Genomic DNA, 26,374 nt, shown 5'->3' on the forward strand with positions numbered 1-26,374 from the left:
ACAACGCGCCGGGACCGCCCGCGGTTACGGCACAGCGGCCTCTTCGCCCGACCCGGTCCCCGCGGCCCCCGCGTCCTCCATTCGGCGGAGTTGTCCCTCACACCTGTTGCAGCGCCCTCCACCCCGCACTTGACTCGTTCTTCGCGGAACCCCTGCGGAATGCCGCAGTACGCCCACGCGCGCGGGAGAGGTGCCCACGATGCTTTCGGCCAAGAGTCTGTTCCAGGAGATCCTCGACAACGACGAGTCCTTCGCCCTGTTCTGCTCCATCGCCGCGAGCGGTGAGTCCCAGGGCGGCTGGGAGAACGCCCGGATCGCCGCCCTCGTGCCCGAGGCCGAGCGAGAACTCGCCCCCAAGATCAGCCGGCACGGCGCCGACGAGGACAAGCACGGCCGGATCTTCAACGCCCTGATGAAGAAGCGCGGCCTCGACCCCGTCCCGGTCCCGCCCGAGACCGACTACACCATGCTCCTGGAGAAGAACGGCATCGGCCTCGCGCACGAGCAGCTGCGACGCGACGAGCGGCTCACCGTCCACGACATCGTGACCTACCTCTCGCACAGCAGGGTCACCGAGCAGCGCGCCTCCGAGCAGATGGACCTGCTGCGCAAGCACTTCGCCGACCACCCCGACATCGGCCGCGCGGTCAAGCAGATCTCGGGCGACGAGGACAACCACCTCGCCTACTGCCACGAGGAGCTGCTGCGCTTCGCCTACGCGGGCCACGGCCGGACCATCCAGCGCACCCTGCGCGCGTGCGCGCTCGCCGAGATCCGGATCTACCGGGACGTCAGTCTCGCCGTGATGGCGCACATGGGCCGCATCCTCGGCTGGTCCAGGGCCAAGTCGGCCGTGCTGGCGGCGGGCATCCACGCCCTGTACGCCTACGAACGCATGGTCGGCTGGCGCCGGATGGTGTCCCTGACGCCCCCCGGGCGCCGCAACGCCCTCGGCGGTCCCGCGACCCCGGAACCCGAGTTCGCCTGAACCGGCCCGCCTACAACCAGCCGCGGCGCTTGAACAGCCGGAAGATCATGATCTCCAGGACGGCCATCAGGACGATCAGCGCCGGATAGGACCAGACCCAGCGCAGCTCGGGCATGTGCTCGAAGTTCATGCCGTAGATCCCCGCGAACATCGTGGGGATCGCGGCCATGGCCGCCCACGCGGAGATCTTCCGCATGTCGTCGTTCTGCCGGACGCTCATCTGCGCGAGATGCGCCGAGAGGATGTCCGACACCAACCGGTCCAGGTTCTCCACGGACTCGTTCACGCGCGTGAGGTGATCGCTGACGTCACGGAAGAACGGCCGGGCCCGGTCGTCCACGAACGGCACGGTCAAGCCGGTCGACGCCGTGCCCGCCAGCCGGCTCATCGGCGGGGCCAGCGGCCCGGTCGCCCGGCGGAACTCCAGGACCTGCCGCTTGAAGTCGTAGATCCGCGACGCCGTGTTCCGCGAACCCCCGCCGTCCGGCGAGAAGACCTCCGCCTCCAGGCCCTCCAGGTCCGTCTGCAACTCGGTCGCCACGTCCAGGTAGTGGTCGACGGTGGCGTCGGCGACCGCGTACAGCACGGCCGTGGGGCCCTTGCCGAGCAGCTCCGGCTCCTGCTCAAGGCGCTGACGCACGGCCTTGAGCGGGGAACCCTCGCCGTGCCGGACGGTCACCACGAACGAGTCACCCAGGAAGATCATGATCTCGCCGGAGGAGACGGTGTCGCTCTGCGGCTCGTACGCCACCGGCTTGAGCACCACGAAGAGCGAGTCGTCGTACACCTCCAACTTGGGCCGCTGGTGTGCCTTCAGGGCGTCCTCGACGGCCAGCGGATGCAGCCCGAACTCACGGGTCACATGGTCGAACTCGTCCTCCGTCGGCTCGTGCAGCCCGATCCACACGAACCCGCCCGCCGTGCGGGCCTCGCCCAGGGCGTCGGAGAGGTCCTCGGGCCCTTCCGTCCGCTGTCCCTCGCGGTAGATGGCACAGTCGACGATCACGAACGAACTCTCCCGTCACTCGAACGACACCGCACGCGCGCGTGCGCCTACGCTGGACCGCATGCCCACGCTGATCCTGGTCAGGCACGGACGCTCCACCGCCAACACCGAGGGACTCCTCGCCGGCTGGACGCCCGGCGTCGCCCTCGACGAGCGCGGCGCCGCACAGGCCGCCGCGCTCCCCGGGCGGCTGGCCGAACTGCCCCTCGCCGAAATCGTCACCAGCCCGCTCCAGCGCTGTCAGGAGACCGTCCGGCCGCTGCTGGAGGCCCGGCCCCACCTGAACCCGCACACCGACGAACGCATCGGCGAGTGCCACTACGGCGACTGGTCCGGACGCAAACTCGCCGAGCTCACGGACGAACCCCTGATGGAGGTGGTGCAGGCGCACCCCTCCGCCGCGACGTTCCCCGGGGGCGAGTCGATGCGCTCCATGCAGACCCGCGCCGCCGAGGCCGTACGCGAATGGAACGCGCGCGTGGAGCGCGACCACGGCGCCGACGCCGTCTACCTGATGTGCTCGCACGGCGACATCATCAAGTCGCTCGTCGCGGACGCCCTCGGACTTCACCTCGACCTCTTCCAGCGGATCTCTGTGGAACCGTGTTCCATCACCGCGATCCGCTACACCCGGCTGCGGCCGTTTCTCGTGCGACTCGGCGACACCGGTGACTTCGCGTCCCTCGTGCCGCGCGAGGAGACGCCGGGCGGCGAGGCCGAAGTCGGGGGTGGTGCGGGCGCACCGTGATCGTTCGCCGCAGTAGGGTGAAGCGGTCGCAGCAGTGCCGTGGTCACACGGTTCCCACGATCCCAATGGAGACAGGACGTGTCCCGTCAGGTGTTCCTCTACGACCATCCGGAGCGTTTCGTGGCCGGCACGGTCGGACTGCCCGGGCGCCGTTCGTTCTTCCTCCAGGCCTCCGCCGGCTCCCGGGTGACCAGCGTGGCTCTGGAGAAGACCCAGGTCGCCGCCCTCGCCGAGCGCATGGACGAACTGCTCGACGAGGTCGTACGCCGTAGCGGCGGCAGCGCCCACGTCCCCGCGGTCGCGCCCTCGGACACCGACACCGCCCCGCTGGACACCCCCATCGAGGAGGAGTTCCGGGTCGGCACCATGGCGCTGGCCTGGGACGGCGACGAGCAGCTCATGATCGTCGAGGCGCAGGCGCTCGTGGAGCTCGACGCGGAATCCGAGGAGGACCTCGCCGAGGCCGAGGAGCGCCTGCTCCAGGACGAGGAGAACGGTCCGCCGATGCTGCGGGTCCGGCTCACCGGCGCGCAGGCCAGGGCCTTCGCCAAGCGCGCCCTCGACGTCGTCAACGCCGGACGGCCGCCGTGCCCGCTGTGCAGCCTCCCGCTCGACCCGGAAGGACACGTATGTCCGCGCCAGAACGGATACCGCCGCGGAGCGTGACGCCACCCGCGAACGCCGCCGAGCTGCTCGCCCGGGGCGAACTGACCGTACGCGGACGCATCCGTGAGGCCTCCAACGCGGCCCTGTACTGCACCGTGTCGTACGACGGCGAGGACGCGGCCTGCGTCTACAAGCCGGTGGCGGGGGAGCGGCCCCTGTGGGACTTCCCCGACGGGACGCTGGCCCAGCGCGAGGTCGCCGCGTACGCGGTCTCCGAGGCGACCGGCTGGGGCCTGGTGCCGCCCACCGTGCTGCGCGACGGCCCCTACGGCGAGGGCATGTGCCAGCTGTGGGTCGAGGTGACCCCCGAGGCGGAACTGCTCGCCCTGGTCGACGGCGAGGAACCGGAGCCGGGCTGGAAGGCGATCGGCTTCGCCGAGGTCGGCGAGGGACGCACCGCGCTGCTCGTGCACGCCGACGACGAGCGGCTGCGGCGGCTCGCGGTCCTCGACGCCGTCATCAACAACGCCGACCGCAAGGGCGGGCACCTGCTGCCCACCGGTGACGGGCGGCTGTACGGCATCGACCACGGGGTCACGTTCAACGCCGAGAACAAGCTGCGGACCCTGCTGTGGGGCTGGGCGGGGGAGCCCCTCACCCAGGAGGCGACCGACGTGCTGGAGAGCCTCAGGAAGGACCTCGCCGAGGGCGGGGCGCTCGCCGCGCGGCTCGAACCGCTGATCACCGGCGCCGAGATCGACGCCACCCGCGCGCGGGTCGGCGCCCTGCTCGCCACGGGGACCCACCCGGAGCCGAGCGGGGAATGGCCTGCGATTCCCTGGCCACCCGTGTAGCAGCACAGACACCTGGAACACCGCAAGAGCGCCTTCTCGGCCGTGTGGCCCGCTCCCATTCGTAGATGAAACTCCAGTCCGGTTAGGCTCATGGCATGCATGCCTGGCCCGCTTCCGAGGTCCCCGCCCTGCCTGGTCAGGGCCGCGACCTGAGGATCCACGACACCGCGACCGGCGGCCTCGTCACCCTCGACCCCGGTCCCGTCGCCCGTATCTACGTCTGTGGCATCACCCCCTACGACGCCACACACCTGGGTCACGCGGCGACCTACAACGCGTTCGACCTCGTGCAGCGCGTGTGGCTCGACACCAAGCGGCAGGTTCACTACGTCCAGAACGTCACCGACGTCGACGATCCGCTCCTGGAGCGGGCGCAGCGTGACGGCGTCGACTGGGTCGCGCTCGCCGAGAAGGAGACGGCCCTCTTCCGCGAGGACATGACGGCCCTGCGGATGCTCCCGCCGCGCCAGTACATAGGCGCCGTCGAGGCCATACCCGGGATCGTCCCGCTCGTCGAGCGGCTCCGGGACGCCGGCGCGGCCTACGAACTGGAGGGGGACGTCTACTTCTCCGTCGAGGCCGACCCGCACTTCGGCAAGGTCTCGAACCTCGACGCCGCGGCGATGCGGCTGCTGTCCGCCGAGCGCGGCGGCGACCCGGACCGCCCCGGCAAGAAGAACCCGCTCGACCCGATGCTGTGGATGGCGGCCCGCGAGGGCGAACCCAGCTGGGACGGCGGCTCGCTCGGCCGCGGCCGCCCCGGCTGGCACATCGAGTGCGTGGCCATCGCCCTCGACCACCTGGGCATGGGCTTCGACATCCAGGGCGGCGGCTCCGATCTCGCCTTCCCGCACCACGAGATGGGCGCCTCGCACGCCCAGGCCCTCACCGGCGAGTTCCCCATGGCCAAGGCGTACGTGCACGCCGGGATGGTCGCCCTGGACGGCGAGAAGATGTCCAAGTCCAAGGGCAACCTGGTGTTCGTCTCCAAGCTCCGGCACGACGGCGTCGACCCGGCCGCCATCCGGCTCACGCTGCTCGCCCACCACTACCGCGCCGACTGGGAGTACACCGACCAGGCCCTGCAGGACGCCGTCGCGCGGCTCGGCCGCTGGCGGGCCGCGGTGTCCCGGCCCGACGGGCCGCCGGCGGAGGCGCTCGTCGACGAGATCCGCGAGGCCCTCGCGAACGACCTGGACGCCCCCGCCGCGCTCGCCGCGGTCGACCGCTGGGTGGAGCTCCAGGAGCGGAGCGGCGGCACGGACATCGGCGCACCCGGGGTCGTCTCCCGGGCCGTGGACGCGCTGCTGGGCGTGGCGCTGTAACCACGGCGAGAAGTACGCCGAGGGGCGTCTCCCGGCCGGGAGACGCCCCTCGATGCGTGTGGGTGCGGTGGCCTCAGTCCTCCGACGACTCGTCGTCGTCCGTGCCCGGCTTCGGGGGCTTCGGCGGGCGGGTGCGGCCGCTGGGGTTGTCCCGCAGGTACGACGTGCTGTCGCTGCCGTCGGCCGTGGCGTGACCGCCGGGCGCGGGCGGGCCGCCGCCGTCGTGGCGCCGCAGATAGCGCTCGAACTCCCGGGCGATGGCCTCCCCGGACGCCTCCGGCAGCTCGGCGGTGTCCCGGGCCTCCTCCAGCGACTGGACGTACTCGGCGACCTCGCTGTCCTCGGCGGCCAGCTGATCCACGCCGACCTGCCAGGCGCGCGCGTCCTCGGGCAGCTCGCCCAGCGGGATGCGCACGTCGATCAGGTCCTCCAGGCGGTTCAGCAGGGCCATCGTGGCCTTCGGGTTCGGCGGTTGCGACACGTAGTGCGGCACCGCCGCCCACAGCGAGACGGCCGGGACGCCCGCGTGCGTGCAGGCCTCCTGGAGGACGCCGACGATGCCCGTGGGGCCCTCGTACTTGGTCTCCTCCAGGTCCATGCGGCGGGCCAGGTCCGGGTCGGACGTCGTGCCGCTGATCGGAACCGGACGGGTGTGCGGGGTGTCACCGAGCAGGGCGCCCAGGACGACCACCAGTTCCACGCCCAGTTCGTGCGCGAAGCCCAGCAGTTCGTTGCAGAACGAGCGCCAGCGCATGGACGGTTCGATGCCCCGCACGAGGACGAGGTCGCGCGGCTTCTCCCCGCCGACCCGGACCACCGACAGCCTGGTCGTGGGCCAGGTGATCTTGCGGACGCCCGCTTCCATGAACACCGTGGGGCGGTTGACCTGGAAGTCGTAGTAGTCCTCGGCGTCCAGCGCCGCGAACACCTCGCCCTTCCATTCCCTGTCCAGATGCGCGACCGCGGTGGAGGCGGCGTCGCCGGCATCGTTCCAGCCCTCGAACGCGGCCACCATGACCGGGTCGACCAGCTCGGGAACCCCCTCGAGCTCGATCACCCAGCGCCTCCTTCCGACGTGCCCTCGCTTGACCACCCAACCTTACGGCGTGCCGCGGGGGCGCCCGCAGCCCCCTTGCAGGGGGAGTGACCCCATCACTGCCCCGCGATCCGTCCCCGAACACCCCGGACGGGTCCGAGCGGTCCCGGCGGGGCCCCGGTCACAGCGAGGAGCGCAGCCACTGCTCCACACTCGCGATGTGGACGGTCGCCCAGGAGCGCGCCGCCTCGGCGTCCCGGTCGCGCAGCGCGGCGAGGATCGCGCGGTGCTCGCGCAGGGTGCGGGCGACGGCGTCCTCCTGGGTGAGGCCGCGCCAGATCCGGGCCCGGGTCGTGGGGCCCGCGATGCCGTCGAGCAGCGAGCACAGCACGGAGTTGCCCGCACTGCGCACGATGCCCCGGTGGAACTCCAGGTCGCAGGCGACCAGCTCCTCCACGGACGGGCTGTCGCCGAGCCGGTCCAGCTGGGCGCCGAGCGCGTCCAGTTGCTGCTCGCCGATGCGCAGCGCGGCCATGGCGGTCGCCGCCGGTTCCAGGATGCGGCGTACGGCCAGGAACTCCAGGACGGTGTCGTCACGATGGAAGTCGACGACGAAGCTCATCGCCTCCAGCAGGAGTTGCGGGTCGAGGCTGGTGACGTACGTGCCGTCGCCCTGCCGTACGTCGAGGATCCGGATCAGCGACAGGGCGCGCACCGCCTCCCGCAGGGAGTTGCGCGACAACCCGAGGCCGGCGGCGAGTTCGCTCTCCTTGGGCAGCCGGTCGCCCGGGCGCAGCGCGCCGGAGACGATCATCCCCTTGATCTTCTCGATCGCCTCGTCGGTGACTGCCATGGGGGCCTCCCTGTGCCTCAAGACCTCCGACGTATCAGGTCATTATGCGGGCGCGGGAACGCGGCAGGGGCGGCTCCGTCGGCGTGGAGCCGCCCCTGCCGGGATGGGGTCCCCGGTGCCCGGGCCTACTTCTTGTCGAGCAGGTCCTGCACCTTGGCGCGGACGTCGTCCGTGGCGAGGCCGCGGATCGTCAGCGTCGTGCGGCGGCGCAGCACGTCGTCCTGCGTCTCGGCCCACTCGTGGTCCCGGGCCCAGACGACCTGCGCCCAGATCTCCGGGGCGTCGGGGTGGACGCGCTCGGCGAGTTCGGGGCTCTCGTTGGCCAGGCGGGCGATGTCGAAGGCCAGCGAACCGTAGTGGGTGGCCAGGTGCCTGGCCGTGTCCGCCGCCATGCGCGGGCCGGGCGCCGGCCGGTCGGTGAGCAGCCGGTGGGCGACCGCGCGCGGGTTGGCGATGCCGGGCAGGGGCAGCTTCTTCGGCAGCGCGCTGATCGGCTCGAAGTCGTCGCCCAGCGGGTGGCCCGGCAGCGACTCCAGCTTCTTCATGATCGTCCGGCCGATGTGGCGGAACGTGGTCCACTTGCCGCCCGCGACGGACAGCATGCCGCCCCGGCCCTCGGTCACCACCGTCTCGCGCTTGGCCTTGGAGGTGTCGCCGGGGCCGCCCGGCAGCACCCGCAGCCCGGCGAAGGAGTAGGTGATGAGGTCGCGGTTCAGCTGCTGGTCGCGGACGGAGAAGGCGGCCTCGTCGAGGATCTGGGCTATGTCCTTCTCCGTGACGGAGACGTCCGCCGGGTCGCCCTCGAACTCCTCGTCGGTGGTGCCGAGCAGCAGCATGTCCTCCCAGGGGAGGGCGAAGGTGATGCGGTACTTGTCGATCGGGGTCGCGAGCGCGGCCTTCCAGGGGGAGGTGCGCTTGAGGACCAGGTGCGCGCCCTTCGACAGGCGGATGGACGGCGCCGCGTTCGGGTCCTCCATCTTGCGCAGGTGGTCGACCCACGGGCCGGTCGCGTTCAGCACGAGCCGGGCGCTGACGCCGAACTCGTCGCCGGACAGGCGGTCCTTCAGCTCCGCGCCCGTGACCCGGCCCTGCGTGAAGCGCAGGCCCGTCACCTCGGCGTGGTTGAGGACGACGGCGCCCGCCTCGACGGCCCCGCGGACCGTCATCAGCGCCATGCGGGCGTCGTTCATCTGGTCGTCGCCGTAGACGGCCACGGCCTTGAGGTTCTCGGTGCGCAGCTCGGGCACGTCCTGCGCCGCCTTGGCGGGGGACAGGAGGTGGCCGACGCCGTCACCGAACGCGGAGAGCGCGGAGTAGGCGAAGACGCCCGCGCCGAGCTTCGCCGCGCCGTGCGGCCCGCCCTTGTACACGGGGAGGTAGAACGTGAGCGGGTTCGCCAGGTGGGGGGCCACCTGACGGGAGACCGCACGGCGCTCGAAGTGGTTCTCCGCCACCAGCTTCACCGCACCGGTCTGTAGGTAGCGCAGACCGCCGTGGAGGAGCTTGGAGGAGGCGGAGGACGTGGCGCCGGCGAAGTCGCCGGCGTCCACCAGAGCCACCCTGAGGCCGGACTGCGCGGCGTGCCAGGCGGTGGAGATGCCCAGGATGCCGCCGCCGATCACGAGAAGGTCGTACGACGCCTTGGAAAGCTGCTCCCTGGTCTCGGCCCGGCTCGGGTTCGAGCAGGAGGCCGGGTGCGTCCCCAGGGCAGGCACGGACTGCAGGGTGGACTTGGTGGTCATGCTGTTTCTTACTCCTCGTCCTCGAGCCAGCCCATGGTCCGCTCGACGGCCTTGAGCCAGTTCTTGTACTCACGGGCGCGGGTCTCCGCGTCCATGCGGGGGGTCCACTCGGCGGCCCGGCGCCAGTTGGCGCGCAGGTCGTCGGTGCTGTTCCAGAAGCCGACGGCGAGGCCGGCGGCGTAGGCGGCGCCGAGGCAGGTGGTCTCGGCGACCATCGGGCGCACCACGGGGGCGTCCACGAAGTCGGCGAGGGTCTGCATCAGCAGGTTGTTGGAGGTCATGCCGCCGTCGACCTTGAGGGCGGTCAGCTCCACGCCGGAGTCCTTCGTCATGGCGTCGGCGATCTCCCGCGTCTGCCAGGCGGTGGCCTCCAGGACGGCGCGCGCGAGGTGCGCCTTGGTGACGTACCGGGTCAGACCGGCGATCACGCCGCGGGCGTCGGAGCGCCAGTACGGGGCGAACAGACCGGAGAAGGCCGGGACGAAGTAGGCGCCGCCGTTGTCCTCGACCGACAGGGCGAGGGTCTCGATCTCGGCGGCGGTGGAGATCAGGCCCATCTGGTCGCGCATCCACTGCACCAGCGAACCGGTGACGGCGATCGAGCCCTCCAGGGCGTAGACCGTCTTCTGGTCGCCGATCTTGTAGCCGACCGTGGTCAGCAGGCCGCTGTAGGAGTTGATGATCTTGTCACCGGTGTTCATCACCATGAAGGTGCCGGTGCCGTAGGTCGACTTGGTCTCGCCCTCGGCGAAGCAGGTCTGGCCGAACAGGGCCGCCTGCTGGTCGCCGAGCGCGGAGGCGACCGGGATGCCGCCGAGCAGGTCGCCCAGCTTTCCGCCGGTGATCTCGCCGTAGACCTCCGCGGAGGAGCGGATCTCGGGCAGGATCTGCTGCGGGACGCCGATGGACTCGCAGATTTTCTCGTCCCACTGCATGGTGTGCAGGTTCATGAGCATGGTGCGCGAGGCGTTGGTGACGTCGGTGACGTGCTTGCCGCCGTCGGCACCACCGGTCAGGTTCCAGATGACCCAGGTGTCCATGGTGCCGAAGAGGATGTCGCCCGCCTCGGCGCGCTCCTTCAGGCCGTCGACGTTGTCGAGCAGCCAGCGGGCCTTGGGGCCGGCGAAGTAGGAGGCGAGGGGGAGGCCCGTCTCGCGGCGGAAGCGGTCCTGGCCGACGTTGCGGCCGAGCTCGCGGCAGAGGGCGTCGGTGCGGGTGTCCTGCCAGACGATGGCGTTGTGGACGGGCTCACCGGTGTTCTTGTCCCACAGCACGGTCGTCTCGCGCTGGTTGGTGATGCCGATGGCCTTGATGTCGTCGCGGGTGATGCCGGCCTTGTCGATGGCTCCGGCGACGACCTCCTGGACGTTCGTCCAGATCTCGGTGGCGTTGTGCTCGACCCAGCCCGGCTTCGGGAAGATCTGCTCGTGCTCCTTCTGGTCGACGGAGACGATCCGGCCGTCCCGGTCGAAGACGATGCAGCGGCTGGAGGTGGTGCCCTGGTCGATGGCGGCGATGAAGGGGCCGGCGGTGTGCGCGTCGGTCACTGTGTGCTCCTGGTCATTCCGGGTTTAAAGGGCTTTACGTACGGCGCGTGCTGGAAGTTTCGCTCAAGGGAGAGGATCGGTCTCCTAGGCGAATGCGACGTTGTAGATGCCCGCCGCGATGGCGCCGCCGATCAGCGGACCCACCACGGGGACCCAGGCGTAGCCCCAGTCGGAGCCGCCCTTGTTGGGCAGGGGGAGCAGGGCGTGCACGATGCGCGGACCGAGGTCACGGGCCGGGTTGATCGCGTACCCCGTGGGGCCGCCGAGGGAGAGGCCGATGGAGACCACGACGAGCGCGGTGATCAGGGCGCCCAGGTTGCCCAGGCCGTTGCCCTTGTCGTTCAGGCCCTGGGTGAGCACCGCGAGCACCAGCACGATGGTGCCGATGACCTCGGTGGCGATGTTCTGCCAGGCGACCCGCACCTCGGGGCCGGTGGAGAAGACGCCCAGCACGGGACCGGCGCCCTTCTCCCGGGCCTCGACGGCCTTGGCCGTGTCCTGCGCGCCCGGCCCGCCGACTATCTCGCGGTCGGTGAGGTGGGCGTGGAACTGACCGTAGTAGGCGATCCAGACCAGGGCGGCGCCGATCATGGCGCCGAGGACCTGTCCGGCCCAGTAGACCGGAACGTTCTTCCAGTCGCCGTCCTTGATCGCGAGAGCGAGGGTGACGGCCGGGTTCAGATGGGCACCGGAGAGCGGCGCCGAGGTGTAGACGGCCGTGAGCACCGCGAAGCCCCACCCGAAGGTGATGGCGAGCCAGCCGGCGTTGCGGGCCTTGGAGGCCTTCAGCGTGACGGCGGCACAGACGCCGCCGCCGAGGAGGATGAGTATGGCGGTACCGATGGTCTCGCCGATGAAGATGTCGGAGCTGGACACCCGCGACTCCTTTGTCCTACGTCCAGGGAAGTTCGATACCGGCCTGGCGTTGTCACACTCTAGCGCGTATTGCCGGTAGCTGTTCGACAATGTCGACCGATGGACGGGAGTCTTGCTTCGGCGTTACAAGCACGTCAAGAGCTGTGGACTCGAAAATCTGATCGTTACTGATCGCGCCGGGCTCAGTGATCTTTGCCGCAGGTGAGCGCGGACATGCCGAGGACCGGAACGCCGTACGGCGTCCCGGTCCGCTCGTGTGCCCTCAGAACCGCCCGGCGCCCAGGTCTCGCGAGACCGCGCGGGCGCAGTCCCGTACCGCCGCGATGAGCTCCGGCCGCAGCGCCGCCTCGTCGTCGGGCCGGCACAGGCGCTCCACGGCGCCCGTGATGCCCACCGAGCCGACCGGCATCCGCCGCCGGTCGTGGATGGGGGCGGCGATGGAGGCCACGCCCTCCCAGGTCTCCTCCACGTCCGCCGCGTACCCCCGCGCGCGCGTGACGTCGAGGATGTGCTCGAAGCCCTCCGGCTCGCACACGGTCCGGTCGGTGAACGCCTTGCGGTCGGCCTCCAGGGCCTCGCTGTGCGCCACCGGATCGTAGGCGGACAGCACCTTGCCCAGGGCCGTGGAGTGCAGCGGCTGCATGGCCCCGATCTCCAGCACCTGCCGGCTGTCGTCGGGCCGGAAGACGTGGTGCACGATCAGCACGCCCTGCTGGTGCAGGACGCCCAGGTAGACGCTCTCCCCGCTGGAACGGGCCAGGTCGTCGGCCCACACCAGGGCGCGCGCCCGCAGCTCGTGCACGTCGAGGTAGGTGGTGCCCAGGCGCAGCAGCTCGGCGCCCAGCTGGTAGCGCCCGGAGGCGTCGTCCTGCTCGACGAAGCCCTCCTGCTGAAGAGTGCGCAGGATGCCGTGGGCGGTGCCCTTGGCCAGGCCCAGCGACGAGGCGATGTCGGACAGGCCGAGCCGCCGCTCGCCGCCCGCCAGCAGCCGCAGCATCGCGGCCGCCCGCTCGAGCGACTGGATGTTCCGTGCCATCGCCGTACTGCCTCCGTCCCCTTCGACCGCCGACAGGGGTCACCACAGCCCTCGTTCGGCAATGTCGAACACTACCGGTCGATGACGACCTCTCGCTAATGGCAGGTCGCCATTTGTTGCGTCGCGATGGCCGACACGCCGCCATGCTCCGCGGCCACGGCGACCGACACGCCGCGTGCCGTCGTGCCGCGCCCCGGCGGTGCCCGGTACCGCGCGGCCGGGCCGCGCGGGCGGTGACGGCACACGGTGACGGCACGTGGTCGGCCCATGATGACGCCACACGGTCGGCCCATGATGACGGCACACGGTGGCCGGCAAGCCGCCGCCGGGCCGTACGGACGATGGCCGGAACGGCGCCGTGGGGCCGTTCCGGGCGCCACCGGAGTCCGCCCCGTGGACGCGCTGCCCATCCAAGCCCACTCCCGGTTACGCTGGCGCGGTGCGCCCTTCCCCGGGATGCCTCGTGGTGCCCGGGAAGCCGCAAAGCCGACAGCCGTCGCATCCGAGGGAGCCTCATAAATGGCCGCGTTGCCGCCGACCCCTTCCGCAGACAGCCGGGCCCGTGTGTCCGCGCTCCGAGAAGCCCTGGCCACCCGAGTGGTCGTGGCCGACGGAGCCATGGGCACCATGCTCCAGGCGCAGGACCCCACCCTCGAGGACTTCGAGAACCTCGAAGGCTGCAACGAGATCCTCAACGTGACGCGTCCGGACATCGTCCGTTCGGTCCACGCCGAGTACTTCGACGCCGGTGTGGACTGCGTGGAGACCAACACCTTCGGCGCCAACCACACCGCCGCCGCCGAGTACGAGATCTCCGACCGCGTGCACGAGCTGTCCGAGACGGGCGCCCGGATCGCCCGCGAGGTGGCCGACGAGTACGCGGCCCGGGACGGCCGCCAGCGCTGGGTGCTCGGCTCGGTCGGCCCCGGCACGAAGCTGCCCACGCTCGGCCACGTCACCTACGCCACGATCCGCGACGGCTACCAGGCCAACGCCGAGGGCCTGCTCGCGGGCGGCGCGGACGCCCTGCTCGTGGAGACCACCCAGGACCTGCTCCAGACGAAAGCCTCCGTCCTGGGCGCCCGCCGCGCCATGGAGGCCACCGGCGTCGAGGTGCCGCTGCTGTGCTCGATGGCCTTCGAGACCACCGGCACCATGCTGCTCGGCTCCGAGATCGGCGCGGCACTGACCGCGCTGGAGCCCCTCGGCATCGACATGATCGGCCTGAACTGCTCCACCGGCCCGGCCGAGATGAGCGAGCACCTGCGCTACCTGACGCGCCACTCGCGCATCCCCCTGCTGTGCATGCCGAACGCCGGCCTGCCGATCCTCACCAAGGACGGCGCGCACTTCCCGCTCGACCCCGAGGGCCTCGCCGACGCCCAGCAGACCTTCGTCCAGGACTACGGCCTCTCCCTCGTCGGCGGCTGCTGCGGCACCACCCCCGAGCACCTGCGCCGGCTCGTCGAACGCGTCCGGGACGTGGCGCCCACCGAGCGCAGCCCGCAGCCCGAGCCGGGCGCGGCCTCCCTCTACCAGTCCGTGCCGTTCCGGCAGGACACCTCCTACCTGGCCATCGGCGAGCGCACCAACGCCAACGGCTCGAAGAAGTTCCGCGAGGCCATGCTGGAGGGCCGCTGGGACGACTGCGTGGAGATGGCCCGCGACCAGATCCGCGAGGGCGCGCACATGCTCGACCTGTGCGTGGACTACGTCGGCCGCGACGGCGTCGCCGACATGGAGGAACTCGCCGGCCGCTTCGCCACCGCCTCCACCCTGCCGATCGTGCTGGACTCCACCGAGGTCGACGTCATCCAGGCCGGTCTGGAGAAGCTCGGCGGCCGTGCGGTGATCAACTCGGTCAACTACGAGGACGGCGACGGCCCCGAGTCCCGCTTCGCCAAGGTCACGGCGCTCGCCAAGGAGCACGGCGCGGCCCTGATCGCGCTGACCATCGACGAGGAGGGCCAGGCCCGCACCGCCGAGAAGAAGGTCGAGATCGCCGAACGCCTCATCGCCGACCTGACCGGCAACTGGGGCATCCACGAGGAGGACATCCTCGTCGACTGTCTGACCTTCACCATCTGCACCGGCCAGGAGGAGTCCCGCAAGGACGGCATCGCCACCATCGAGGGCATCCGCGAGCTGAAGCGGCGCCACCCGAAGGTGCAGACCACGCTCGGCCTGTCCAACATCTCCTTCGGCCTCAACCCGGCCGCCCGCATCCTGCTGAACTCCGTCTTCCTCGACGAGTGCGTCAAGGCGGGCCTGGACTCGGCCATCGTGCACGCCTCGAAGATCCTCCCCATCGCCCGCTTCAGCGAGGAGGAGGTGCGCACGGCCCTGGACCTCATCCACGACCGCCGCGCCGAGGGCTACGACCCGCTGCAGAAGCTCATGCAGCTCTTCGAGGGCGCCACCGCCAAGTCCCTCAAGGCCGGCAAGGCCGAGGAACTGGCCGCCCTGCCGCTGGACGAGCGGCTCAAGCGCCGCATCATCGACGGCGAGAAGAACGGCCTCGAAGCGGACCTGGACGAGGCACTCCAGGAGCGGCCCGCCCTGGACATCGTCAACGAGACCCTGCTGGACGGCATGAAGGTCGTCGGCGAACTGTTCGGCTCCGGCCAGATGCAGCTGCCGTTCGTCCTGCAGTCCGCCGAGGTCATGAAGTCGGCCGTCGCCCACCTCGAACCGCACATGGAGAAGTCCGACGAGGCCGGCAAGGGCACCATCGTGCTCGCCACCGTCCGCGGCGACGTGCACGACATCGGCAAGAACCTCGTCGACATCATCCTGTCCAACAACGGCTACAACGTCGTCAACCTGGGCATCAAGCAGCCGGTCTCCGCGATCCTGGACGCCGCCGAGGAGCACCGGGCCGACGTCATCGGCATGTCCGGACTCCTGGTCAAGTCCACGGTGATCATGAAGGAGAACCTGGAGGAGCTGAACCAGCGCGGCCTCGCCGCGAACTTCCCGGTCATCCTCGGCGGCGCCGCCCTGACCCGGGCCTACGTCGAGCAGGACCTGCACGAGATCTACGAGGGCGAGGTCCGCTACGCCCGCGACGCCTTCGAGGGCCTGCGGCTGATGGACGCTCTGATCGGCGTCAAGCGGGGCGTGCCCGGCGCCAAGCTGCCCGAGCTGAAGCAGCGCCGCGTCCGGGCCACCGCCCCGGCAGCCGTGGAGGAGCGCCCCGAGGAGGGGCACGTCCGCTCCGACGTCGCCACCGACAACCCCGTCCCCGAGCCGCCCTTCCGCGGCACCCGCGTCATCAAGGGCATCCAGCTCAAGGAGTACGCGAGCTGGCTCGACGAGGGCGCCCTCTTCAAGGGCCAGTGGGGCCTGAAGCAGGCCCGCACCGGCGAGGGCCCCACCTACGAGGAGCTCGTCGAGAGCGAGGGACGGCCCCGGCTGCGCGGCCTGCTGGACCGGCTCCAGACGGAGAACCTGCTGGAAGCGGCCGTGGTCTACGGCTACTTCCCGTGCGTCTCCAAGGACGACGACCTGATCATCCTGGACGAGCAGGGCAACGAGCGCACCCGCTTCACCTTCCCGCGCCAGCGCCGCGGCCGCCGCCTGTGCCTGGCCGACTACTTCCGCCCGGAGGAGTCCGGCGAGACCGACGTCGTCGGCCTCCAGGTCGTCACGGTCGGCTCCCGCATCGGCGAGGAGACCGCGCGGCTCTTCGAGGCCAACGCCTACCGGGACTACCTGGAGCTGCACGGGCTGTCCGTGCAACTGGCCGAGGCGCTCGCCGAGTACTGGCACGCACGCGTGCGCTCCGAGCTCGGCTTCGCGGGTGAGGACCCGGACGAGATGCAGGGCATGTTCGAGCTGAAGTACCGGGGCGCCCGCTTCTCGCTCGGCTACGGGGCCTGCCCGAACCTGGAGGACCGGGCGAAGATCGCCGACCTGCTGGAGCCGGAGCGCATCGGCGTCCAGCTGTCCGAGGAGTTCCAGCTGCATCCCGAGCAGTCCACGGACGCCATCGTCATCCACCACCCGGAGGCGAAGTACTTCAACGCCCGCTGACGGCCTCTCCCGCGCACGTCACAGCCACCCCCGGCGTATCCACGGTGTGCCCCGGGGCACAGCTGCTAAACGAGGCACATCGCTCACGGACGACGTAGACTGGTCGGTCCACTGCAGGCCGGCTCCCCGTGGGGGGAGCCGGCCTGATCGTCCCTCAAGGAGGTAGGTGGATGACCAGTACGGTCCCCGCGCTCGGTACCCGGTCGGCCGAAGGGTCGGCCCTGCAGGCCGTGCTCCTCGACATGGACGGCACCCTGGTGGACACCGAGGGCTTCTGGTGGGACGTCGAGGTCGAGGTCTTCGCCTCCCTCGGCCACACCCTCGACGAGTCCTGGCGGCACGTCGTCGTGGGCGGGCCGATGACCCGCAGCGCCGGGTTCCTCATCGAGGCCACCGGCGCCGACATCACCCTCGACGAGCTCACCGTGCTCCTGAACGACGGCTTCGAGGACCGCATCGGCCGCGCCCTGCCGCTGATGCCGGGCGCCGGGCGGCTGCTCGCGGAGCTGTACGAGTACGAGATCCCCACCGCCCTCGTCTCCGCGTCCCACCGGCGCATCATCGACCGGGTGCTCACCTCCCTCGGCGCCCACCACTTCGGCCTGACCGTGGCCGGGGACGAGGTGCCGCGCACCAAGCCCCACCCCGACCCGTACCTGGCCGCCGCCGCCGGACTCGGCGCCGACCCGGCCCGGTGCGCGGTCATCGAGGACACCGCGACCGGCGTCGCCGCCGCCGAGGCCGCCGGCTGCCATGTGGTGGCCGTGCCCTCCGTGGCCCCCATCGCCCCGGCCCTGCGCCGCACGGTCGTCACCTCCCTCGAAGAGGTCGACCTGGCATTTCTGCACGGCTTGATGACGGAAATGCGCTAGACGTTCACCCAGCGTGCAGCGGCCTTAGCACGGCAATTCCGAAGATGAATTCGATCTCCTCCCGGCGATCGAATTCCCGTACCCCGGAACCGGTTTACGCGTGTGACGTTCCCCACGCGGCCCGGACTCGACAGCCGATCCGGCATGTGCTGCACCCCCCTCCCGGGGGGTCGTAGGCGTGCCCTTGTGTCCCGATTGATGGAACGGTGCACCAAAGCTTCCGCTGTCGGGTTTTCGGTCTGTCCGCGCCCGGTTCCGCAGCGTGAGGGGTGCTCAACTCCGGTGGCTGCGAACCCTCCTGCCGGGCCGGACTAATCTCGTCGCGAGAACCTCGCCCCACCCCCGTGATCCGCTGCGCCACCCCTGCATGCCGGGTACACGGAGTCGACAGCTCTGGAGAAACTCGAGCATGAACCGCAAGACTTTGGTGCTGCCGGCCGTGATCGGCCTGCTCGCGCCGGTGCTCGCCGCCTGCGGCGGGACCGACAGCGGGAGCGGGGACAGCGACGCGATCGTCGTCGGCACCACGGACCGGTTCACCGCTTCGAAGGAAGCCCCCGCACCCCTCGACCCGGCGTACGCCTACGACGTCGGCACCTGGAACATCCTGCGCCAGACCGTGCAGACCCTGATGATCCAGCCGCGCGGCGAGGGCGAGCCGGTACCGGAGGCCGCCGAGCGGTGCGGCTTCACCGACACCGGCAACGAGCGCTACGCCTGCACCCTGCGCGACGGCCTGAAGTTCTCGAACGGCAACGCTGTCACCGCGGCCGACGTGAAGTACTCCATCGACCGCGCCCGCTCCCTCAAGGCCGACAGCGGGGTCTTCGCGCTGCTGTCCACCATCGACACCGTCGAGACCCAGGGCGACCGCGAGGTCATCTTCCACCTCAAGACGGCCGACGCGACCTTCCCGTACAAGCTGTCGACCCCCGTCGCCGGCATCGTCGACCCCGAGGCCTACCCGAAGAACAAGCTGCGCGACGGCTTCGACCTGGAGGGCTCCGGCCCGTACACCCTCAAGGCCGACGTCGAGAACGGCGAGCTCACCAAGGCCGAGTTCACCAAGAACCCGGACTACAAGGGCACCCTCGAGGTGAACAACGACAAGGTCGACATGGTGTCCTTCAAGGACGCGGGCGCCATGGGCGAGGCGCTCGACAAGGGCGACATCGACCTGATGACCCGGGCCATGTCGCCGGATCAGATCCGCAAGCTCTCGGGCGACGCCGACACCGACATCGACCTCGTCGAGATGCCCGGCCTGGAGATCCGCTACCTGGGCTTCAACACCGACGCCCCGACGGTGAAGTCCAAGGCCGTACGCCAGGCGATGGCCCAGGTCGTCAACCGCAGCGCCCTGGTCTCCAAGGTCTACGGCTCCCAGGCCGAACCGCTCTACTCGCTGGTCCCGGCCAGCGTCACCGGCCACTCCAACTCGTTCTTCAACAAGTACGGCGAGCCGAACGTCACCAAGGCCCGCGCCCTGCTCAACGGGGCGAACATCACCACCCCGGTGAAGCTGACGCTGCACTACACCACCGACCACTACGGCCCGGCCACCAAGAAGGAGTTCGAGGTCCTGCGCGACCAGCTGAACTCCAGCGGCCTGTTCGAGGTCGGCATCAAGGGCACTCCCTGGGACACGTTCCGCCCGGCCGAGAAGAAGGGCGAGTACGACGTCTACGGCATGGGCTGGTTCCCGGACTTCCCGGACGCCGACAACTTCCTCGCGCCGTTCCTCGATGCCGACAACACCCTCGGCTCGCCGTACGACAACAGCCGGATCCGGAACACCCTGATCCCGGAGTCCCGCCGCGAGGCGGACCGGCTGTCCGCCTCCTCCAGCCTGACGGACATTCAGGACATCGTCGCCGGCGACGTGCCGGTGCTGCCGCTGTGGCAGGGCAAGCAGTACGTCGCCGCCCGCGACGACGTCACGGGTACCGCGTACGCGCTCAACTCCGCCTCGACGCTCCAGCTGTGGGAGCTCGGGCGGGGCGTGAGCGGCTGACGCACCCGCTGGATCCCCGGGGCCTGTGACCGCGGCCCTCGGGGAACCGTGCCCCGGAGCCAGGACATGTGCTCCGGGAGTTCTCGAGAACCGACGACAAGGCACACACGTGAAGATACGCAACCAGTGGCCGGTCCTGCCCATCGTGGCGGGCCTCGCCTCCGGACTGCTGACCGGCTGTGGCACGGAGAGCGGAGACTCCGCGGGGGACGGCTCCAACGTGGTGGTGGGGATGTCCGACGACGTCCTGGCCACGGACCCGGCCTCCGGCTACGACCCCGGCTCCTGGCTGTTGTTCAACAACGTCTTCCAGTCCCTGCTGAGCTTCCCCAAGGGCGCCACGGAACCCCAGCCGGAGGCCGCCGAGGCCTGCGCCTTCAGCGACACGCAGACCCGCGTCTACAAGTGCACGCTGAAGGACGGCCTCAAGTTCAGCAACGGTGACGCGCTCACCTCGGAGGACGTGAAGTTCTCCTTCGACCGCATGCTGAAGATCAACGACCCCGACGGGCCCGCGATCATGTTCCCCACGCTCGACAAGGTCGAGACCCCGGACGAGAAGACGGTCGTCTTCCAGCTGAACACGGCCGACGCCACCTTCCCGAGCAAGATCGCCTCTGGCGCCGGCTCGATCGTCGACCACAACGAGTACGACGCGGGCAAGCTCCGCAAGGACGGCCAGGCCGTCGGCTCCGGCCCGTACAAGCTCGACTCGTTCGACGACGACCAGGCCGTCTTCTCCGTCAACGAGAACTACCAGGGCACCGCCAAGGTGAAGAACACCGGCGTGACGCTGAAGTTCTTCGACGGCGACCAGACCGCCCTGAAGCAGGCCATCCAGAACGAGGAAGTCGACATCGCCTACCGCGGTCTCACCGCGGGCGACGTCGCCGACATGGAGAAGGCCGACGACGGCACCGGCACGGAGGTCGTCGAGGGCAGCAGCGCCGAGGTCCAGCACCTGGTGTTCAACATGGACGACCCGGTCGCCGGAAAGCTCGGCGTGCGCAAGGCCATCGCCCATCTGCTCGACCGCGAAGCCCTCATCAAGGACGTCTACCAGGGCACCGCCACCCCGCTGTACTCGATCATCCCGGCCGGTATCGCGGGCCACAACACGGCCTTCTTCGACACCTACGGCGCCCGCCCCTCCCGGGCCAAGGCCCAGGCCGCGCTGCGTGCGGACAACATCACCGGCAAGGTGAAGCTCACCCTCTGGTCGACCCCGTCCCGCTACGGTCCCGCCACCGACCAGGAGCTGAACGCCATCGCCGGCCAGCTCAACGCCAGCGGCCTGTTCGACGCGAGCATCAAGTCCGTGCCCTTCGGCCAGTACGAGAAGGACATCGCCGCCGGCAAGTACGGCGTCTACGTGAAGGGCTGGGTGCCGGACTACCCGGACGCCGACAACTTCACGGCCCCCTTCTTCGGCAAGGGCAACGTGCTGAGCAACAACTACGACAACAGCACGATCACCGGCTCGCTCATCCCGCGCACCGCCGCCACGACCAACCGTGCCTCCACGGACAAGGAGTTCGGCGAGCTGCAGGACATCGTCGCCGACGAACTGCCCGTCCTGCCGGTGTGGCAGGCCAAGCAGTACGCGGTCGTCCGCGACGGCGTCTACGGCCTGGAGTACTGCCTGGACGCCTCCACGGTGTTCCGCTTCTGGGAGCTCAGCAAGGACGACGCCTGACACACCGGCACACAGAAGGGCGCCCCCCGCTCGGCGGGGGGCGCCCTCTCGCGTATCGGCTCGCGTCCCGGCTCGCGTCCCGGCTCGCGTCCTGGCTCGCTCGCCGGCTCGCGGCCGTCACTGCGCGCCGGGACGCACCAGCCCGCTCTCGTACGCGTACACCGCCGCCTGCACACGGTCGCGCAGACCCAGCTTCGTCAGCACATGCCCGACGTGCGTCTTCACGGTGGTCTCGCTGACGAACAGGTCGGCGGCGATCTCCGCGTTGGACAAGCCGCGCGCGACCAGCTTCAGCACCTCGACCTCGCGGTCGGTGAGCGTGTGCAGGGTGTCCGGCACCGGCTCGTCACCCGACGGCAGATGCGTGGCGTACTTGTCGAGCAGCCGGCGGGTGATGCTCGGCGCGAGCATCGCCTCGCCCGCCGCGACGACCCGGATCGCCTGCACCAACTCGTTGGCGGGAGCGTCCTTCAGCAGGAACCCGCTGGCACCGGCGCGCAGCGCCTCCACCACGTACTCGTCGAGGTCGAAGGTGGTCAGCACCAGCACCTTCGCCGGGCCGTCCCGCCCGGGCCCGGTGATCTGCCGGGTCGCCTCCACACCGTCCATCCGCGGCATGCGGATGTCCATCAGAACCACATCGGGCTGTAGCGCACGCACCTGGTCGAGTGCCTGCAGTCCGTCACCGGCCTCCCCGACGACCGCCAGGTCCTGCTCGGCCTCCAGGATCATCCGGAAGCCGGTACGGAGCAGCGGCTGGTCGTCGACCAGTAGGACGCGGATGGCCACGTAAGTCTCCTTCGCTCGTCCGGCCCCATTCTGCCCTGCGCGGGCCCGCCGGACTCAGCCGCCCTCACCGGCGACGGACCGCGCCGCGAGCCCCGACGCGCGCACCGGCAGCGGATACGGCGGGGGAGTGCCCCCGAACTCCGGGCAGTGCGCCTGGTGGTCGCACCAGCCGCACAACTTCGTGGGGCGGGGACGCCAGTCGCCCGTCTCGGTGGCGAGCCGGATCGCCTCCCACAGCGCCAGCAGCTTGCGCTCGACCCGCTCCAGGTCGGCGAGGACCGGGTCGTACGTCAGCACCTGGCCGCTGCCCAGATAGACCAGCTGCAGGCGCCGGGGCACCACGTTCTTCAGCCGCCACACCACCAGGGCGTAGAACTTCATCTGGAACAGGGCGCTCTCGGAATACTCCGGCCTGGGTGCCTTCCCCGTCTTGTAGTCGACGATCCGCACCTCGCCCGTGGGGGCCACGTCGACCCGGTCGATGATGCCGCGCAACCGCAGCCCCGATTCCAGCTCGGCCTCCACGAAGAGCTCCCGCTCGGCCGGCTCCAGACGGCTGGGGTCCTCCAGGGTGAACCAGCGCTCGACGAGCTGCTCCGCCTCGCCCAGCCAGCGCGCCAGCCGCTCGCCCTCGGGGTCGTCGGCGAACAACTCCCCGACCTCGGGCCGGGTCTCGCGCAGCCGGTCCCACTGGCCGGGGATCAGGGACTTCGCCCGCGGAGCCGTGCGCTCGGCGGCCGGGGCGTCGAAGAGCCGCTCCAGGACCGCGTGCACCAGCGTGCCCCTGGTCGCGGCCTCGCTCGGCTTCTCCGGCAGCCGGTCGATCACCCGGAAGCGGTAGAGCAGCGGGCACTGCATGAAGTCGCCGGCGCGGGAGGGGGACAGCGAGGCGGGCGGTACGGCTGCGGACCCGGTCACCAGCTCGCTCACGGCGGCGGTCTCGGCCGCCGCCTCCGCCACGGACTGTGCCTCGCCCGCGGACGGTGTCTCCGCCGCCGTGCCCTCCGGCGTCTGCGCGGGCCCCGCCGGTGCCGGCGGATCCACGGCCGCGGCCGGCCTGCTGTCGGGCTGCGCCGCGCCCTCGGTGCTCGTCTCCATGCCTCAGACCATACGGCCCACCACTGACAGTGACCCGGCCGCGTTGCGTGGGGGAAGCCGGGAGAGGAGGTCGACGTACGGGAAACACAGGGGTGCCGGGGCGAAACGCACCGCGACGGACGCATACCATCGACTCGAGACCCTCCCGTCCGGCAGGCGCGGGAGACGCTTCGATCGAGGGGACACCGGTGGACGAGAGCGGCGGGCGCGGGCGGCCGCGGTCCGGCAACGACGAGCCGGCCGAGCACCACGCGGGGCCTCCGGTCCGGGCCACCGACCCGACCCCCGCCGGCGAGCGGCCCACGGACGAGCACCGCTCCACCCCCGAGCAGCCCACCCCGTCGCCGGAACCGCACCCGGACCCGACGCCCCCCGCGCCCGCAACCGACACCCCGGCCGCTCCCCGGCACGACCCGACAGCGGCCCCGGCCCCCGCAGCCGACACGTCATCGGCCCCGCAGACTCCGGACGACGAGACACCGGACGGCCGGACTGCGGACGCCCGGACGCCGGACGACGGGACTCAGGCCGCCCGGAGTGCGGACGCTCGGACGCCGGATGGAGAGACGCCGGACGGCCGGATTGCGGACGCCCGGACGCCGGACGACGGGACTCAGGCCGCCCCGACTGCGGACGCCCGGACGCCGGATGGGGAGACGCAGGGCGGCAGGATTGCGGACGCCCGGACTGCGGATGGAGAGACGCAGGGCGGCCGGACCGCGGACGCCCGGACTGCGGACGGCCGGACTCTGGACGCCCGGAGCCCGGACGGCCGGGCGTCGGGTGACAACGCCCCAGCCCCCGCCTCCTCCGAGCGCGACACGCACCCCGACCGTGCCTATGCCGGAGGGACGGACCCGGCGGGTTCCGCCGGTGTGTCCGAGGGGGACCGGCTGCGCAAGGCCGCCCCGGACCCGGGCGTGGGCTCCGGTGACACCGATGGCCGACAGGCCGCCCAGCACCCTGCACCGGACCCCGGCCACTCCGGCCCCCACGGCGACCGCCCCCTCGCGCACTCCGCCGACGGGAAGGGCCCCGCCCCCCGGCGGCCCGAACCCCGGGGCGGGCTGCTCATGGGGCGGCCCTTCGGGGTGCCCGTGTACGTCGCACCGAGCTGGTTCCTCGTCGCCGCGCTGATCACCTGGGTGTTCGGCGGCCAGCTGGAGCGCGTGCTGCCCGAACTCGGCGCCGCCCGCTACCTGGTCTCCCTGTTCTTCGCGGTCGCCTTCTACGCCTCCGTCCTGGTGCACGAACTGGCCCACACGGTCGCCGCCCTCCGCTTCAAGCTCCCGGTCCGCCGCATCCAGCTGCAGTTCTTCGGCGGCGTCTCCGAGATCGAGAAGGAGGCCGAGACCCCCGGCCGCGAGTTCGTCCTGGCCTTCGTCGGGCCCCTGCTCTCCCTCGTCCTCGCCGGGGTCTTCTACGCCGCCCTGCTGGCCGTGGAACCCGGCACCGTCCCGGGCGTCCTGCTCGCCGGCCTGATGATCTCCAACCTCATCGTGGCCGCGTTCAACCTCCTGCCCGGCCTCCCCCTCGACGGCGGCCGCATGCTCCGCGCCGTCGTCTGGAAGATCACCGGCAAGCCCATGAGGGGCACCGTCGCCGCCGCCTGGGTCGGCCGCGCCCTCGCCGTCTCCGTCCTCATCGGACTGCCGCTGCTCACCCAGTCCGGCGCGCTCGGCACCGACGCCGTCGACAACGTCGGCATGGACACCGTCCTCGACGCCCTGCTCGCCGCCATCCTCGCAGCGATCATCTGGACCGGCGCCGGCAACAGCCTGCGCATGGCCCGCCTGCGCGAGCACCTCCCCGAACTGCAGGCCCGCGCCCTCACCCGCCGCGCCGTGCCCGTCGAGACCGACACCCCCCTCTCGGAGGCCCTGCGCCGCGCCAACGCCGCCGGCGCCCGCGCCCTGGTCGTCGTCGACGCCGACGGCCACCCCCTCTCCCTCGTCCGTGAGGCCGCCATCGTCGGCGTACCCGAGCACCGCCGCCCCTGGGTGGCCGTCAGCGGCCTCGCCCAGGACCTCACCGACGGCATGCGCGTCTCGGCGGAACTGTCGGGCGAGGAACTCCTCGACGCCCTGCGCGCGACGCCCGCGACCGAGTACCTGGTCGTGGAGGAGACGGGCGAGATCTACGGGGTGCTGTCGGCGGCCGACGTGGAACGGGCCTTCGTGAAGGCCATGGCGAGGCCCAGCTGAGTGGTCGGAGCCCCTCCCGGGGACCGGTAGGCTGGTCACATGTCCGAACCGACCGGTGCCGCCCGCAGGCGCGGGCCCTTCAAGGTCGGGGACCAGGTTCAGCTGACCGACCCCAAGGGCCGCCACTACACGTTCACGCTCGAGGCCGGGAAGAACTTCCACACCCACAAGGGTTCCTTCCCGCACGACGAACTGATCGGCGCTCCCGAGGGCAGCGTTGTCCGCACCACGGGGAACGTCGCCTACCTCGCGCTGCGCCCCCTGCTCCCCGACTACGTCCTGTCCATGCCCCGCGGCGCCGCCGTGGTCTACCCCAAGGACGCGGGGCAGATCCTCGCCTTCGCCGACATCTTCCCCGGCGCACGCGTCGTGGAGGCGGGCGTCGGCTCCGGCTCGCTGAGCAGCTTCCTGCTGCGGGCCATCGGCGACCAGGGCATGCTGCACAGCTACGAGCGCCGGGCGGACTTCGCCGAGATCGCGCAGGCGAACGTGGAGCGCTACTTCGGCGGCCCGCACCCCGCCTGGCAGCTCACCGTGGGCGACCTCCAGGACAACCTGTCCGACGCCGACGTCGACCGCGTCATCCTCGACATGCTCGCCCCCTGGGAGTGCCTGGAGGCCGTCTCCAAGGCGCTCGTCCCCGGCGGCATCCTGTGCTGCTACGTGGCGACCACCACCCAGCTCGCCCGGACCGTCGAGTCCATCCGTGAGATCGGCTGCTTCAACGAGCCGAGCGCCTGGGAGTCGATGATCCGCAACTGGCACATCGAGGGCCTGGCCGTCCGCCCGGACCACCGGATGATCGGCCACACCGGCTTCCTGCTCACCGCCCGCCGCCTCGCGGACGGCGTCGAGCCGCCCATGCGCCGCCGCCGCCCCGCCAAGGGCGCCTACGGCGAGGACTACGCGGGTCCCAACGCCGACGGCGGCGCCGCTCGCTGAAGCGGCCCGTCACCGCCTCCAACGCACCGGCGGCGGGGCCGGGGGAGCCCGGGCGCAAAACGGACAACGCCCCGGCGCCGTTGTGGTTGGGCCCCCCGGGGTACCCC

Annotated in this window: 19 protein-coding genes and 1 pseudogene; 11 read left to right on the top strand and 9 right to left on the bottom strand. The window is 71.1% G+C overall.

The annotated features are described in order from the left end of the window. The first annotated feature begins 199 nt into the window (after positions 1 to 199). On the top strand, positions 200 to 988 hold the full coding sequence (locus ACFV20_RS08765) for a ferritin-like domain-containing protein (protein WP_385654044.1): 789 nt from the start codon (positions 200 to 202) through the stop codon (positions 986 to 988). 10 nt (positions 989 to 998) lie between these two features. Here the strand turns inward: ACFV20_RS08765 and corA are convergent, their stop codons facing one another. Beyond that, complete coding sequence (corA, locus tag ACFV20_RS08770; RefSeq protein WP_385654046.1) at positions 999 to 1,994, bottom strand: magnesium/cobalt transporter CorA; 996 nt, start codon at positions 1,992 to 1,994, stop codon at positions 999 to 1,001. A 61-nt stretch (positions 1,995 to 2,055) separates the two neighbouring features. Between corA and ACFV20_RS08775 the strand changes: the two genes are divergently transcribed. The 4 genes from ACFV20_RS08775 to mshC all read left to right on the top strand — a co-directional run bounded on the left by ACFV20_RS08775 (position 2,056) and on the right by mshC (position 5,527). Further along, positions 2,056 to 2,742, top strand: a complete 687-nt coding sequence (locus ACFV20_RS08775) for a histidine phosphatase family protein (protein ID WP_385654048.1) — start codon at positions 2,056 to 2,058, stop codon at positions 2,740 to 2,742. A gap of 78 nt (positions 2,743 to 2,820) precedes the next feature. After that, positions 2,821 to 3,408, top strand: a complete 588-nt coding sequence (locus ACFV20_RS08780; protein WP_033311881.1) for a DUF3090 domain-containing protein — start codon at positions 2,821 to 2,823, stop codon at positions 3,406 to 3,408. Then, complete coding sequence (locus ACFV20_RS08785) at positions 3,372 to 4,202, top strand: SCO1664 family protein (RefSeq protein ID WP_385654049.1); 831 nt, start codon at positions 3,372 to 3,374, stop codon at positions 4,200 to 4,202. The genes ACFV20_RS08780 and ACFV20_RS08785 overlap by 37 nt, the downstream gene beginning before the upstream one ends. 95 nt (positions 4,203 to 4,297) lie before the next feature. Beyond that, positions 4,298 to 5,527 (top strand): cysteine--1-D-myo-inosityl 2-amino-2-deoxy-alpha-D-glucopyranoside ligase, encoded by a 1,230-nt coding sequence (mshC, locus tag ACFV20_RS08790; RefSeq protein ID WP_385654052.1) that lies wholly within the window; start codon positions 4,298 to 4,300, stop codon positions 5,525 to 5,527. Positions 5,528 to 5,600: 73 nt separating this feature from the next. Here mshC and ACFV20_RS08795 read toward each other — a convergent pair whose 3' ends face one another. From ACFV20_RS08795 to ACFV20_RS08820, 6 genes are all read right to left on the bottom strand, one after another. Next, entirely contained in the window at positions 5,601 to 6,584 is a 984-nt protein-coding gene (locus ACFV20_RS08795) for a PAC2 family protein (RefSeq protein ID WP_234849449.1), read from the bottom strand. 160 nt (positions 6,585 to 6,744) lie between these two features. Further along, the gene (locus ACFV20_RS08800) at positions 6,745 to 7,416 is read right to left on the bottom strand and encodes a FadR/GntR family transcriptional regulator (protein ID WP_385654055.1); all 672 of its coding nucleotides are present in this window, start codon (positions 7,414 to 7,416) and stop codon (positions 6,745 to 6,747) included. A gap of 125 nt (positions 7,417 to 7,541) precedes the next feature. Beyond that, a complete protein-coding gene (locus ACFV20_RS08805) occupies positions 7,542 to 9,158 on the bottom strand; it encodes an FAD-dependent oxidoreductase (RefSeq protein ID WP_385654056.1) in 1,617 nt (538 codons plus the stop codon). Positions 9,159 to 9,166: 8 nt separating this feature from the next. Then, on the bottom strand, positions 9,167 to 10,705 hold the full coding sequence (glpK, locus tag ACFV20_RS08810; protein ID WP_385654058.1) for a glycerol kinase GlpK: 1,539 nt from the start codon (positions 10,703 to 10,705) through the stop codon (positions 9,167 to 9,169). A gap of 84 nt (positions 10,706 to 10,789) precedes the next feature. Further along, positions 10,790 to 11,581: an MIP/aquaporin family protein gene (locus tag ACFV20_RS08815; protein WP_385654061.1), complete on the bottom strand. Its 792-nt coding sequence runs from the start codon at positions 11,579 to 11,581 to the stop codon at positions 10,790 to 10,792. Positions 11,582 to 11,843: 262 nt separating this feature from the next. Beyond that, positions 11,844 to 12,617 (bottom strand): IclR family transcriptional regulator, encoded by a 774-nt coding sequence (locus ACFV20_RS08820; protein ID WP_053673928.1) that lies wholly within the window; start codon positions 12,615 to 12,617, stop codon positions 11,844 to 11,846. 519 nt (positions 12,618 to 13,136) lie between these two features. Between ACFV20_RS08820 and metH the strand changes: the two genes are divergently transcribed. The 4 genes from metH to ACFV20_RS08840 all read left to right on the top strand — a co-directional run bounded on the left by metH (position 13,137) and on the right by ACFV20_RS08840 (position 21,234). After that, positions 13,137 to 16,652: a methionine synthase gene (gene metH / locus ACFV20_RS08825; RefSeq protein ID WP_385654064.1), complete on the top strand. Its 3,516-nt coding sequence runs from the start codon at positions 13,137 to 13,139 to the stop codon at positions 16,650 to 16,652. 170 nt (positions 16,653 to 16,822) lie between these two features. Further along, positions 16,823 to 17,524, top strand: a complete 702-nt coding sequence (locus ACFV20_RS08830) for an HAD family hydrolase (RefSeq protein ID WP_385654066.1) — start codon at positions 16,823 to 16,825, stop codon at positions 17,522 to 17,524. 409 nt (positions 17,525 to 17,933) lie between these two features. After that, a complete protein-coding gene (locus ACFV20_RS08835) occupies positions 17,934 to 19,538 on the top strand; it encodes an ABC transporter substrate-binding protein (RefSeq protein ID WP_385654069.1) in 1,605 nt (534 codons plus the stop codon). 109 nt (positions 19,539 to 19,647) lie between these two features. Continuing rightward, a complete protein-coding gene (locus ACFV20_RS08840; RefSeq protein ID WP_385654072.1) occupies positions 19,648 to 21,234 on the top strand; it encodes an ABC transporter substrate-binding protein in 1,587 nt (528 codons plus the stop codon). Positions 21,235 to 21,351: 117 nt separating this feature from the next. Here ACFV20_RS08840 and ACFV20_RS08845 read toward each other — a convergent pair whose 3' ends face one another. Together ACFV20_RS08845 and ACFV20_RS08850 are read right to left on the bottom strand one after the other, a co-directional pair. Then, complete coding sequence (locus ACFV20_RS08845; protein WP_030606450.1) at positions 21,352 to 22,023, bottom strand: response regulator transcription factor; 672 nt, start codon at positions 22,021 to 22,023, stop codon at positions 21,352 to 21,354. Between the two features lie 17 nt (positions 22,024 to 22,040). Then, positions 22,041 to 23,121, bottom strand: a pseudogene (locus tag ACFV20_RS08850) (RecB family exonuclease); the annotation flags it as partial. Between the two features lie 188 nt (positions 23,122 to 23,309). Here ACFV20_RS08850 and ACFV20_RS08855 point away from each other — a divergent pair. Then, entirely contained in the window at positions 23,310 to 25,325 is a 2,016-nt protein-coding gene (locus tag ACFV20_RS08855) for a site-2 protease family protein (RefSeq protein WP_385654073.1), read from the top strand. 39 nt (positions 25,326 to 25,364) lie between these two features. Then, positions 25,365 to 26,267 carry a tRNA (adenine-N1)-methyltransferase gene (locus ACFV20_RS08860; protein WP_142164913.1) on the top strand — a complete coding sequence of 301 codons (903 nt, stop codon included), beginning with the start codon at positions 25,365 to 25,367 and terminating at the stop codon, positions 26,265 to 26,267. Positions 26,268 to 26,374: the final 107 nt, after the last annotated feature.

Origin of the sequence: Streptomyces sp. NPDC059696, from assembly GCF_042733745.1 — a bacterium.
GTDB lineage: Bacteria > Actinomycetota > Actinomycetes > Streptomycetales > Streptomycetaceae > Streptomyces.

What these genes read in the sequence shown, in the direction of transcription:
- ACFV20_RS08765 (WP_385654044.1), top strand. Translation starts at nt 200, where the DNA reads ATGCTTTCGGCCAAGAGTCTGTTCCAGGAGATCCTCGACAACGACGAG.
- ACFV20_RS08775 (WP_385654048.1), top strand. Translation starts at nt 2,056, where the DNA reads ATGCCCACGCTGATCCTGGTCAGGCACGGACGCTCCACCGCCAACACC.
- ACFV20_RS08785 (WP_385654049.1), top strand. Translation starts at nt 3,372, where the DNA reads ATGTCCGCGCCAGAACGGATACCGCCGCGGAGCGTGACGCCACCCGCG.
- mshC (WP_385654052.1), top strand. Translation starts at nt 4,298, where the DNA reads ATGCATGCCTGGCCCGCTTCCGAGGTCCCCGCCCTGCCTGGTCAGGGC.
- ACFV20_RS08800 (WP_385654055.1), bottom strand. Translation starts at nt 7,416, where the DNA reads ATGGCAGTCACCGACGAGGCGATCGAGAAGATCAAGGGGATGATCGTC.
- ACFV20_RS08805 (WP_385654056.1), bottom strand. Translation starts at nt 9,158, where the DNA reads ATGACCACCAAGTCCACCCTGCAGTCCGTGCCTGCCCTGGGGACGCAC.
- ACFV20_RS08820 (WP_053673928.1), bottom strand. Translation starts at nt 12,617, where the DNA reads ATGGCACGGAACATCCAGTCGCTCGAGCGGGCGGCCGCGATGCTGCGG.
- metH (WP_385654064.1), top strand. Translation starts at nt 13,137, where the DNA reads ATGGCCGCGTTGCCGCCGACCCCTTCCGCAGACAGCCGGGCCCGTGTG.
- ACFV20_RS08830 (WP_385654066.1), top strand. Translation starts at nt 16,823, where the DNA reads ATGACCAGTACGGTCCCCGCGCTCGGTACCCGGTCGGCCGAAGGGTCG.
- ACFV20_RS08835 (WP_385654069.1), top strand. Translation starts at nt 17,934, where the DNA reads ATGAACCGCAAGACTTTGGTGCTGCCGGCCGTGATCGGCCTGCTCGCG.
- ACFV20_RS08860 (WP_142164913.1), top strand. Translation starts at nt 25,365, where the DNA reads ATGTCCGAACCGACCGGTGCCGCCCGCAGGCGCGGGCCCTTCAAGGTC.